Here is a 12,118-nt window from a genome sequence, read left to right as displayed (position 1 = left end):
GACCTTTTAGGGTGTTTACTGGAATTTTATTTTGCGTTTTTTTTAATTTATTTTTTGAGTTCTCTTAATATGAAAAATATCGGTTTAGCCATTCTAGCAATCAGCCTTTCAGGTTGTGCAGCAATGAGCGTAGAAGAATGTAAGACTGCGAATTGGTCATTAGTGGGTGAGAAAGATGGTTCAAAAGGTTCGTCGCCACGTTTAGATCAATATTACAAAGCATGTGGAAAAGCCAATATTGTTCCAGATCAAAAGTCATATGAACGTGGCTACAAAGAAGGTCTAGGGTATTATTGCCAGCCATCAAACATTTTTTATAACGCTTTAGAGGGGAACGGTAATATTAATGTATGCCCAATCGAGCAGCGTAATCGTTTAAGACCGTATTATCAGGTAGCTTCCGACTACTATAATGCAAAAAATGAATATGATCGTTATGACGAAAAGTTTAAGCAATATTCTGACAGTGCTTATAACGAAAAATTAAAGCCAGAAGAGCGTGAACGTTATCGTAAGCTTTTAAGAGAATTACAAAATGATCGTGACCGTATTAATCGAAACTATTGGAACTCAATTCGAGATATTGAACGTTTCAAATATGATCACGGCTTAAAATAATATTTAAAAAAGGATTGATCCGAATTAGATCAATCCTTTGTTTTTTTAAAGGTAATAACTCGTTTTTGTCATTAACTTTGAAATGGCAGTCATCGTAATTTTTACTGCATATGGTAATTCAACACCACCTGCCTCAAGCGCTGTATGGCGATGATGTAATTCATCTTCATTCATTTGCTCTAAAATTTTACGAGAACGATCATCTTGAGCAGGTAACTGGTTTAAATGATCTTGTAAATGAAGGCTGACTTGACGTTCAGTTTCGGCCACAAAACCTAAGCTATATTTATCACCCGCAATACCAGCAAGTGCGCCCATACCATATGAAAGCCCATACCAAATTGGGTTTAATAAACTGGTATGACTATTTAGTTCTTTTAAACGAACTTCACACCACGCTAAATGATCTTGTTCTTCAATTGCTGCTTGTTGCATTTCTTTGCGTACATTTGGCAATTTCGCCGTTAATGCTTGTCCATGATAAAGTGCTTGAGCGCACACTTCACCACTATGGTTAACACGCATTAAGCCTGCGACATGGCGAGCATCTTCTACTCCTAGTTTTGCTTCAACCGATTCGGCCGGATTTTGGCGCTGTGCTGCGGTTGCACCCGGAACAAGACTACGTAATGCTTGATCAAAAGAGTTAATGAGCTGATCAATTCCAGTATAGTGGCGCATAAATTAGTCCTCCAAAGAAAGATGTGCTGTGGCAAGCATTGGTTTTAGACGCGCTAGAAGCCAAATACTAAAGATTGCACTAAGTACAGCTGTAATAATAAATAGTATTTTAATATCAATTTTTAAAACACTTAAGATTAAGATTGAAAAAATTGCAGATGAAACCATAAAAACGGCATTTAAAATGTTGTTTGCTGCTACAACACGAGCACGATGTGAACGTGGTGAATAAGCCTGCATCATGGCATATAAAGGAACAATATAAAAACCGCCGCTAATCCCAAGTAAAGTCACCGCTAACATGACGTGATAGTAAACCCAACCTTGGGTAAAAATATCTTTTAACGTGAGTAATGCGCCAGTTCTTTCGGGTACAAAAGCTAAACTGGCAGCAAGGTAAAGCGCAAAAAGGGTAAGGCCAATCGCACCAATTGGTACCATTTTAATATTAATTTCTGAACCACCAATTTTACGGCAAAGAAGAGACCCGACGCCAATACCGACTGAAAAGAAAGTCAGCAGAAGACTAACGACATTTTCTGATGCATGCAGATTTTGTTGGGTAAGCTGTGGAATTTGCGTTAAATAAGTAGCGCCATAAAACCAATACCATGAGTTACCTAACAAAATGGTGAACACTAAAGGTAAGCTTTTAGCATATTTAATCGTTTGAAAACTTGTGCGAAGAAAATTCCAATCAATCTTTAAATCGGGAGCAGCAACTTTCTGAGGCAAGATGAAGCGACTACATAAATAGCCAATGCAAGCAATAATTACAACAGTAAGACTAATCCACAATAAGTTCCCATGTGATGATGCAATTACAGCACCACCTAAAATCATCCCGAATAAAATTGCCATTGATGTGCCCGACTGAAACAGAGCATTACCAGACATTAATTCTTGTGGTTTTAAAATTTCAGGCAAAATTGCGTACTTGATAGGACCAAAGAACGTTGAATGTGTCCCCATCAAAAATAAGGCAAAAAGAAGTAACCATAAATGCCCCAGCAGGAAACCCGCAGTACCGATGAGCATAATAATAATTTCTAAAATTTTTATGCCACGGACGAGCTGTGAGCGCTCATATTTATCTGCAATTTGTCCAGCAGTGGCCGAAAAAAAGAAATAGGGCAAAATAAACAAGAGAGCTGCTAAATTATTGAGGGTACTTACAGGGGCAGATTGTTGTTGAATCAAGCCATAAGTAATCACTAATAATAAAGCTTGCTTAAAAACGTTATCATTTAATGCGCCAAAAAACTGGGTAAAAAACATCGGTACGAACCGACGTGATGTCATCAGGTGCTCATCTTGTTTCATCATGTGCAAACTTCATTGTGTTTTATAAAAAAATGTGACCGATTGTTAATTTGCATCGAAAACCATGTATGATATTTTTAACGCTTGATTAAATGAAAAATCAATGGTTTTGAGTGAGTTTTACACTTACCTTGGTGCGTTTTATTAAAAAATAAGTCTAGAGTTTTCTATGCCTTCTAAAATTAAGTTTAAACAGTCAACTCTCTCTCATTCTATGCATTTAATTTTAAAAATGCAGGGGATTCCTAAACTTATTTGTAGCAGCTTGTTGTTCACGGTTTGTGTAACACAAAGTTTTGCTCAAACTTCAGTTGATAGTGACACTTCAACTTTAAATCAAACGGGGTCTGATGCGTCAACTGAACAATCAGTTCCAGTGAGTCAGCAAACAACTGCTCCAATAACAGATATTGCTACACTTGTGACTCAAGCGCAGCAACAACAAGATAGCTTGGCTATATTGCAACAACAAGAACAATTTCCAAATCAAATTGATGAATTTAAGCCAATTACGCTTGATAATCTTGATGATTTACCGGACATGCCTGTTGATCAAAACATGGCAAACGAAATTTATAAAGTCGCTGAAGAAGCTAAAAGTGAGGCGCAAAACTTCCAAAATGGTACTCAGAAGCTACCCGAAGTTACAGTCAGTGATGCAACTCAGTCTGAGTTAAATCAGATTAATCAAGCGCCTGTAAATATTGATCAGCTTATGCAAGAGATTAAATCTGATAGTCAGATTGTAGTCGAAGCCAATGAAACTGGAAAAACTTTACCTGAATTAACTCCGGAGGCTGAGCAGCCACCTGAGCAGGCTGGTTTCTTTAAACGTATATTAAATAAAGTGCGCCCACCACGTGCAATTCCGATGGAACAAGTTCCGCGTATTAGTGCAGATGTGGACGGTGCTTCAGATGCACTGGCTAAAAATATTAAAGGGAAATTATCAACATTTACCCAAGAATCATTTGAAGATTTTAATGCGGCTTTACCTCAGCTCAGAACATTAAGTAATCAGGCAGCTCAAGCAGTTGGTTATTATAATGCTGAGTTTAAATTTGAAAAATTAAGTCCGAGCCGAGTTCGTGTTAAGGTTACCCCAAATGAACCAGTGCGAATTAATGAGCAAAATATCGAATTTACTGGTGCTGGTGAAAAACGCCCTCAGTTTCAGGTTATTCGCTTAATTCCTGATCAGGATGTCGGGGATATCTTTAACCATGGTTTATATGAAACCACGAAAACTCGAATTGTTAACGCAGCCACTGATAACGGTTATTTTGATGCTTATTGGCGACTGCACGATGTGAAAGTGAGTCAGCCAGAAAACAAGGCCGATATCAATTTGCGCTACGAAACAGGTGAACGTTATAAATTAGATAAGGTTGAGTTTCGCATGAGCGATCCATCGAAACCGTTGCCTTTGAATCAAAATATTTTAGAAAGTATGGCCCCTTGGAAAGAGGGTGATGACTATGCATTTTGGCGTGTAAATACTTTAGCAAATAACCTAACTAACTCTCGTTATTTTAACTACACCTTAGTTGATAGCATCAAACCCGATCCAATTGAAAAACCACTTGAACTACCACCAGATTTGCAAGCTTTAGTCGATGAACAAAATATCGATGTTGATGAGTCTAATTTACTTTCACCTGAAGAAAGACAACTTGCTAAAGCACGTCAATTAGCCACATCTAATAAAGAAGTTACACAAAATGTAGTAGATGAAAAACAGTTTGCTGGAACACAAAAAGTAAAAGAGGGAGAGCCTCAAACAGCAATGTTGCAAAGTGCTCCAAGTCAGCAGGATGACAAAGAAACTGAACAAGATCGCTTACAAGCTCAAGCACGTGAAACGAAAAGAATTCCAGTCATTGTGACTTTAAATGCAGATAAGCTAAATAGTTTAGAAACGGGTATTGGTTATGGGACCGATACAGGGGCACGTTTACGTAGTCAGTATCGCCGCTCTATTGTGAATAAATATGGTCATTCTTTTGATGCCAACTTAGAAGTCTCACAAATTCGTCAATCTATTGATGGCCGATATAGTATTCCCTATAAACATCCGTTAAATGACTATTTTAACATCGTGGGCGGTTATGAGCGTGAAACTCGTGATGACATTGGTCCAGATGTAAGTTTGCTTACTGAATCCGCTGTTGTTGGTGGCGAGCGAATAATTAAGCGTCCACTAGGGAACTGGCAACATACTTTTGGTGTCCGCTACCGTTTAGACCGTTTAACCCAACAGGGTAATGTTGATATTTCTGAGCTACCAGATGCCTTTAAAACTGCGGCATCAGAGCAAGAAGCGTTATTATTTAGTTATGAAACCTCAAAAACTTCAAGTAATACACGGTTAAACCCAACGAAAGCTTTTAAACAAACCTATAAATTAGAATTAGGTAGTGAGAGTTTACTGTCCGATGCCAATATGGCTATTGCAAGTGCAGGTTGGAGATTTATTTATTCTCTTGGTGAAAATGATGATCATCAATTCGTTGGAAGATCTGACCTTAGCTACATTTTTACCGACGATTTTGACAAAGTTCCGTACAATCTTCGATTCTTTACTGGTGGTGACCAGACAATTCGTGGTTTTGACTATAAGAGTCTTTCTCCAGAAGTAGATGGATATAAAATTGGGGGACAAGCTTTGGCTGTAGGTTCTTTAGAATATAACTATCAGTTTAAGGACGGTTGGCGTGCCGCTGTTTTCTCAGACTTTGGTAATGCCTATGATAAAGACTTTAATAATCCAGCAGCTTATAGCGTTGGGGTTGGAATTCGCTGGAAGTCTCCAATCGGACCAATCCGTTTAGATGTCGCATCGGGTATTTCAGATGAAAACCATCCGATTCGTTTACATTTCTTTATAGGCCCACAACTTTAAAAATAAAATTTTATTAGGTTTATTTTATGGCGGATGTAGAACAGCAGCCAACTTCGGCACCTCGCTCACCTAAGAAGCGGCGCATTTTGCGTAGTTTCCTGCTGACGATATTGATCATATTTTTATTATTAGCGTCTTCGTTAGTCATCATGATGTCAACAGATCGTGGAAGTCGTTTTTTATTAGATCGGGTTTTAGAAGCTCAGAAAATAATTAAATATGAATACGAAGGCGGAAACTTACTGCGCGGAATTATTCTTAAGAATGTTTTGGTGCAATTAACCGAAGTTGATGTTTCATTAGACAGAGCTGACGTAGGCTTAGGTTGGCGCTCTTTATTATTAGAAAAAGAAGTACATTTAAGCCATGCAGATGTGCGTAATTTACGTATTATTAATAAAACACCGCCGTCTGGTAAGGCATTCGAATTTAAGCCAATTAAATTACCATTTGTTCTACGCGTCGATGAAGCTGATGTTGATCATTTAGAAATTAAGCTAGCAACCTCAGATGTAAATTTCCATGATGTTCACTTGCAAGATGCACTTTGGTCAGAGACTAAACTGGAATTTGAAAAATCCAGTATGGATATGGGGTATCTTTCAGTCCACAATGCCACAGGAAAAATGGATTTCAGTGGTAAATATCCATTAGATGCTACAGCAGATTTAAGAATCCCATCTTTAAAAAGTTTAAATATTCAAAATATTAAAGTCGTTGCACGCGGAAGTTTAGATACTTTAAAAGCTGGGGTTGCAACAACAACTCCCGATTTATTAACGGGTTGGGTGGTATTGCATCCTGTTCGTGATGAAGTTCCAATGCAAGGTGAGTTACTACTAAAAAATTATCACTTACCTTTATTAGTTGAACAAAAATTATTTGCAAAAAATGGTGTAATCAAGTTTCAAGGTGATATTAAACAACTTAATTTGGCCGTTGATACAGATTTAAAAGGTGAGAATTTACCTGAAGGTCAATACAACGCTTTAATGAATACTGATTTGGTTCATCAGTTAAATATCACTGATTTTAATGGCCAAGTCATGAAAGGCGCTGTTAACCTGAAAGGTTTAGTCAGCTGGAAAGATCATGTTACTTGGGATATCAAAGGCCGTTTAGACCATATTAATCCGAAGGACAAAGCCATTCCTCAGGTTGTACAAGACTTTTTACCGCCAAGTTTAGATGCTGCTGTTGCCTCAACCGGTTCTTTGGAAAAAGGTACAGAAGTATTTGCTAATGTTGATTTCGACCGTTATGAGTCTTGGAAGCTTAAGTTTAATCAGGCTCCTGAAAAAAATAATAAACCTCAACCAATGCTCATGAATGTAGCTTGGACGAAAATAGATCGTGCAATGCCTTATATTGGGTGGTTAAGTAGTGACAGTGGTCAGGTCGATTTAACGTTACGTGATGGTCAGCAAGATATTAAAGTTGCAACAAAAGTATATCAGCATGAAAAAACTTTATTGCCAGCAGGACAATATCTAGCGAATTTGAATGTTAAAGATAATATTTTAAATGTTCCTAATTTTAGTTTTGCTGCTGAAAAAGGTAGCTTAACTGGTCAGGCTAAAGTATTTCTTCCGACTGAAAAACGTCAGTTGGTTTGGAATGCATTATTAAATGCAAAAGATTTTAATCCACAAAGTATTCATGCGGCAGCACCTGTCAATCTTTTAAATGGTTCGATTAAAGCAAATGGTTTTGCTAAACCAAATCAGCAAATCATTCAATTTGAGAAAATTGATTTAACTGGTCGACTGGCTCAAGCAGGTCAAGAGACTGTTAGTTTGGGTGGGAAAAGTACTGCAGCATTATTATTCCATGATGTAAAAGCTGGTGGTGGCTTTAAAGGTTTTGCAGTTAATTATGATGGATCTTTAAAAGCCCTAAAACAGGCAAATGGTTTATTGAAGTTTTCTATAGCGGGCACACCAGATTTTATTCGAATTAACCAGTTACAGCATGATGGTGTCGCTGGGAAAATCTATGCAACAGGTTCTGTAAATTTGAAAGATCGCATTGCATGGGATATTAATAGTTCGTTGGTGCGCTTTAAACCTCAATATTTTACCTCAGCTGTAAAAGGTGAAATTTCAGGTAATCTGAAAACTCAAGGGGTTTGGGCAGATCATTTAAAACGAATTAATATTCAACAACTGAATCTTGCTGGCTTTATAAATAATAAACCTGTTCGAGGTAAGGGTAATCTATCTTTATTGATGGACTCTAACCAAAACGGCTTTTTACCTCAGCAATTTGAAGCAAATAATTTATTTTTAGTCTATGGGCAGAATCAGCTACAAGCGACAGGTAATGCTCAAAATCTAAAAATCAAGCTCAATGCACCAGCACTTTACGAGTTATACCCAGGATTACGCGGTCGAGCTTATGGTGATCTGAATGTACAATCACAGCCACGTTTAAAAGCAACAGCAAATATCGCCGTAGATGATTTTGCTTTTAATACTTTAGTGAGTGTGAAGAGATTGAGTATTCAGGGTGAACTTCCAACATCGGAAACAACGCCAACTCAATTAACCGCAAAATTAGATAATTTGCGTAGTGGAAATAGACAAATTCAGTCCGCTGAAGTGAATTTGACAGGAACGAGAAAAGCGCATTTATTGAAAGTACTTGGCAATAATAGTATTTCTAAGTTCTATGTTCAGTTAGCAGGTGGGTTTAACCAGAACAATGATTGGTTAGGGCAAATCCAAAAAGGAAGTTTTGATTCAAGACGCATTCGTCTTGCACAAAATCAAAATGCTCCAGTGATTTATTCTTCTGCAAGATCTGAGCTATATGTAGGTCAACATTGTTGGCAAAGTGCGAATAGCCAGCTCTGTTTTGATCAGCCAGTACGAGTAAGTAAGGCTCGCGGTAATATTTCGTTTGTAACTCAAAACATGGATTTAAGTGACTTCGCGGCATTTATGCCAGAAGGCTTGGCGATGACTGGGCAACTAAATGGTTATGCCAAGGCAGCGTGGGTAAATGGTGGACATCCAAAACTTGATGCACGTTTAATTACGCGTAAAGGTGAAATTGGCTTAGCTGCTGAAGATCCACAAGATCCTGCAACCACGCTGGCTTATGACGAGCTGGGTGTTATTGCAAAAAGTGTATCTGAAGGACTGTTATTCCGTGTTGATGTGAAAACACCTGATATTGGTACGGGTTATGCGAACGTCATTATCAATCCATTCCAGCCATCAATGCCAATGCATGGTGAAGTCGCTTTTAATGATGTTCAATTAAAAGTATTAAAACCATTTATTCAAGATGTCCGTAAACTGAGCGGGACCTTAGCCTTGGCTGGTAAAGTTAACGGGACATTAACTCAGCCACAATTTACTGGTGAAATGCGTTTGAAAAATGGCGCAATCAGTATGATTTCGCTTCCAGTTAATTTAACGAATGTACAGGTTTACTCATCAATTCGTCAGGACATGGCAACAATTGATGGCGCGTTTAATAGTGGTCAAGGCGTAGGACTTTTAAAAGGTAGTTTTGAATGGAAAGATTCGCCGCGTCTTCAATTAAACCTCAAAGGTGATAATTTACTTGTACGTCAGGCCCCATTAATTACTGCAATTGCTAATCCAAACCTTACACTTGATATGTATCCTTTCGATAAGCGTTTAAGCTTAAAAGGATCGGTAGATGTTCCTCGTGCACGTATTTCAATGCCAGAAACAACTGCTCCAGTCATTAACACCTCATCAGATGTCCGCATAGTTCGACAAGGCCAAGATCCGCTTGCAATTTTACGAGCTGCTAAACCTTGGGATATTCGAGCTGATATTGCTGTTAATATTGGAAACCAAGTGATATTCCAAGGCTTCAACAGTAATATTCCATTAGTTGGTCGTTTAAATTTAAGCCAACGTGGCTACGAGACTGCAATGCGAGCGAATGGAGCAATTGGTGTCAGCCAAAAAGTGAAAATCGAAGCCTACGGACAAAGTTTAGATTTGAATCGAGCAATTGCGCGTTTTAATGGCCCATTGGCTAATCCGACTTTAGATATCGATGCAAACAAAAATGTTCAGGGCAGTATGGTTGGGGTACGTGTTACAGGTACTGCAACATCGCCAAACATTCAGGTTTACAATGATGCCGGACTATCTGAGCAAGAAGCATTGAACGCACTTGTTACGGGTCGTATTAATGAAGGTTCAAGTGGTTTAAGTAATGCAGAAGGATTTAAGTCCGATGTAAATAACACCATTGCTGCCGCAGGGATTAGTATGGGCTTGGGTGGTACACGTGCTTTAACGAATCAGATTGGACGTACTTTCGGTTTGAGTGGCTTAGCTCTAGATGCACAAGGTACGGGTGAAGATACGCAGGTGAGCTTAACGGGCTATATCACACCTGATCTATTTATTCGTTATGGTGTTGGCGTATTCACTCCAGTGAACAAACTGACTTTACGTTATCAAATGAATCGACGTTTATACTTAGAAGCAAGTCAGTCTTTAGAAAGAGCGATCGATTTATTCTATAACTGGCGCTTCTAGTAGGCGGAAATTAAACATTAGAAAGTACCCTAGTACCTATAATGATTTGATTAGTCTCAAGTAATAATGAAATAAAAGCTCACTTCTTAGTGGGCTTTTATTTTAAGCATTTCTATAGGATTTAAAAAATTGAATATTTATCGATATAGAATATCGATTCTCTTAAAAAGAACCAAAGCTTGCAGAGGCTTTTAATTAAAGAAAACTCACTTGAAAATTACTATTTTATAAATTAGTTTTCAGAATCATTAAATGAAACTAAATTGATAATACCTTGTTGATAAGTGCAAATAAGGTGGTTTTTTCCAAGGATATACCAGTGAAAATAGATACTTCTGTTGAAATTAAATATGACAAGGAAAGCGATACAAATATTAAATATCGTGGGCTAATTCAAAAGTTAACTGCAACATTGTCGATGACGCTTTTGTCATTTGGATGGGGCTCTACCGTAAATGCTGCACAACAACAAATTGCTTTAGTAGGAACATGGACATCGATCCCTAACGCACCACTTGCGCAAAAACCAAAACAAGCCAGTGAAGGTTTGTATCAGCTTAAAGTGAATAGCGATGGAACCTTAACTCCTGTTAATGTCTTGAAAATGAAAAGTCCTTCTTGGATTGTGAAATCGAAAGATGGCCGCTTTGCCTATACCACTAATGAAGAAAATGAAGGGGCGGTGACTGCATTATCAATTCAAAATGGAAATGTGGATGTGTTGAACACAGTGGATAGCCATGGTGGACATCCAACACATGCATCAATCAGTTTAGATGGCAAATTCCTGTTTGTGTCGAACTATTCGGCATTTGATAAAGGTCGTGGTGGGGTAGCTGTTTTCCCAATTTTGCCAAACGGCCATTTAGGTGAAAAAGTACAAAATATTGTTTTTAGCGAGGGTTCTGGTCACGTCAAAGGTCGTCAGGACAGTGGTCATGCGCATTCGACCACATTTAGTCCAGATGGTAAGTATCTATATGCAAGCGATCTTGGAAATGACAAAGTCTATACTTTTCACTATAACCCGAATAAACCTCAACCACTCGAAGCGGACAATAGCCGAGATGTGACTTTTAGGCATGGTTCTGGCCCGCGTCATATGGTCTTTTCACCAAATGGCAAACATGCATACGTTACCGCAGAAATGCGAAGTGAAATTGTTACATTTAATGTGCAAGATGGTCATTTGAAAAAAGTGGCTGAGTTAAAACTAATTCATGAAGACAAAACACCTGAATTTAAGAGCGCGAGTGGAATTATCCTCAGTCCAAATGGCAAATATGTGATTGCTGCTAACAGAGGGACAGACAATAAACTTTTGGTATTTAAAATTCAGCAGAATGGATTGCTAGCTAAACCAGTAGTTTATAAAGCCAATGGAATTGAACCACGTGCTTTCTCATTCGATGCATCGGGTAAATATCTGTATGTAACCAATGTTTATAGTAATAACATTAGCTTGTTCCGTTTTGATGCCAATAAAGGCACCTTAAAACCCGTTGGCGATGCAGCAAAAATATCAACACCGACTGATATCAAATTTTTTAATTAACTCAAACTAGCATTTTTAATGCTTGATATAAGAAAGACCGAGGGAAAATCATCTCGGTTTTTTGACTGTTTTTGCAAAAATGATGATTTTCCGTATGATATGGGCAGCAATAATTAGTGTAGTGAAATGATGAAAAAGATTTTATTGATTGCGGTGAGTTTATTTTTTGTTGGTTGTTCAGAGAAGAAGCCATTAACACCTGAAGAGCAATGGCATGGCTTTTGTACTAGCGTAGGAAATGCGGCTAGAAGCATTGTTTTTGATCGTCAGCAAGCAATTGAAAAAACTCAGGCTGTTGAGCATGCAAATAAAATTGAAGATGACATTACCAAAAAGTTCATTCTTAATATTATTGATAAAGTCTATGCGATTCCAAAAGAAGAATTAACTCAAGATTCTCAAGCACTCCAAGAAAAAGTTAGAAAGCAAGCGATGGATGAATGTTTGATAACGCCTCATGACAAAATGCCAAAATATAAATCGTTCTAATTGTGTAAGGTTATTGAA

At 37.9% G+C, this 12,118-nt stretch carries 7 protein-coding genes and 1 pseudogene; 6 read left to right on the top strand and 2 right to left on the bottom strand.

Annotation, left to right across the window (positions count from 1 at the left end; all coding sequences use genetic code 11):
* The first annotated feature begins 69 nt into the window (after positions 1–69).
* Positions 70–618, top strand: coding sequence for a DUF2799 domain-containing protein (locus tag F886_RS14325; RefSeq protein ID WP_005306667.1), 549 nt, complete (start codon positions 70–72; stop codon positions 616–618).
* A 45-nt stretch (positions 619–663) separates the two neighbouring features.
* On the opposite strand, the gene coq7 is transcribed toward F886_RS14325, so the two are convergent.
* Both coq7 and F886_RS14315 read right to left on the bottom strand, forming a co-directional pair.
* Complete coding sequence (coq7, locus tag F886_RS14320) at positions 664–1,299, bottom strand: 2-polyprenyl-3-methyl-6-methoxy-1,4-benzoquinone monooxygenase (RefSeq protein WP_004791519.1); 636 nt, start codon at positions 1,297–1,299, stop codon at positions 664–666.
* 3 nt (positions 1,300–1,302) lie between these two features.
* Positions 1,303–2,625, bottom strand: coding sequence for an MFS transporter (locus F886_RS14315; RefSeq protein WP_081402187.1), 1,323 nt, complete (start codon positions 2,623–2,625; stop codon positions 1,303–1,305).
* A gap of 166 nt (positions 2,626–2,791) precedes the next feature.
* Here F886_RS14315 and F886_RS20685 point away from each other — a divergent pair.
* The 5 genes and pseudogenes from F886_RS20685 to F886_RS14295 all read left to right on the top strand — a co-directional run.
* Positions 2,792–4,373: pseudogene (locus F886_RS20685) on the top strand (POTRA domain-containing protein); the annotation flags it as partial.
* Between the two features lie 35 nt (positions 4,374–4,408).
* On the top strand, positions 4,409–5,524 hold the full coding sequence (locus tag F886_RS20680) for an autotransporter assembly complex protein TamA (RefSeq protein ID WP_416202157.1): 1,116 nt from the start codon (positions 4,409–4,411) through the stop codon (positions 5,522–5,524).
* A gap of 26 nt (positions 5,525–5,550) precedes the next feature.
* Complete coding sequence (locus F886_RS14305) at positions 5,551–10,056, top strand: translocation/assembly module TamB domain-containing protein (RefSeq protein ID WP_005306656.1); 4,506 nt, start codon at positions 5,551–5,553, stop codon at positions 10,054–10,056.
* A gap of 319 nt (positions 10,057–10,375) precedes the next feature.
* Positions 10,376–11,611 (top strand): lactonase family protein, encoded by a 1,236-nt coding sequence (locus F886_RS14300; RefSeq protein WP_005306655.1) that lies wholly within the window; start codon positions 10,376–10,378, stop codon positions 11,609–11,611.
* A 126-nt stretch (positions 11,612–11,737) separates the two neighbouring features.
* Positions 11,738–12,100: a hypothetical protein gene (locus tag F886_RS14295; protein WP_004791531.1), complete on the top strand. Its 363-nt coding sequence runs from the start codon at positions 11,738–11,740 to the stop codon at positions 12,098–12,100.
* Positions 12,101–12,118 lie beyond the last annotated feature (18 nt).

The organism is Acinetobacter sp. NIPH 542 (genome assembly GCF_000369825.1).
GTDB lineage: Bacteria > Pseudomonadota > Gammaproteobacteria > Pseudomonadales > Moraxellaceae > Acinetobacter > Acinetobacter oleivorans.
The sequence above is the reverse complement of the archived record's forward strand: the minus strand, read 5'-3'. Positions and strand labels throughout refer to the sequence as shown.

What these genes read in the sequence shown, in the direction of transcription:
- F886_RS14325 (WP_005306667.1), top strand. Translation starts at nt 70, where the DNA reads ATGAAAAATATCGGTTTAGCCATTCTAGCAATCAGCCTTTCAGGTTGT.
- coq7 (WP_004791519.1), bottom strand. Translation starts at nt 1,299, where the DNA reads ATGCGCCACTATACTGGAATTGATCAGCTCATTAACTCTTTTGATCAA.
- F886_RS14315 (WP_081402187.1), bottom strand. Translation starts at nt 2,625, where the DNA reads ATGATGAAACAAGATGAGCACCTGATGACATCACGTCGGTTCGTACCG.
- F886_RS20680 (WP_416202157.1), top strand. Translation starts at nt 4,409, where the DNA reads ATGTTGCAAAGTGCTCCAAGTCAGCAGGATGACAAAGAAACTGAACAA.
- F886_RS14305 (WP_005306656.1), top strand. Translation starts at nt 5,551, where the DNA reads ATGGCGGATGTAGAACAGCAGCCAACTTCGGCACCTCGCTCACCTAAG.
- F886_RS14295 (WP_004791531.1), top strand. Translation starts at nt 11,738, where the DNA reads ATGATGAAAAAGATTTTATTGATTGCGGTGAGTTTATTTTTTGTTGGT.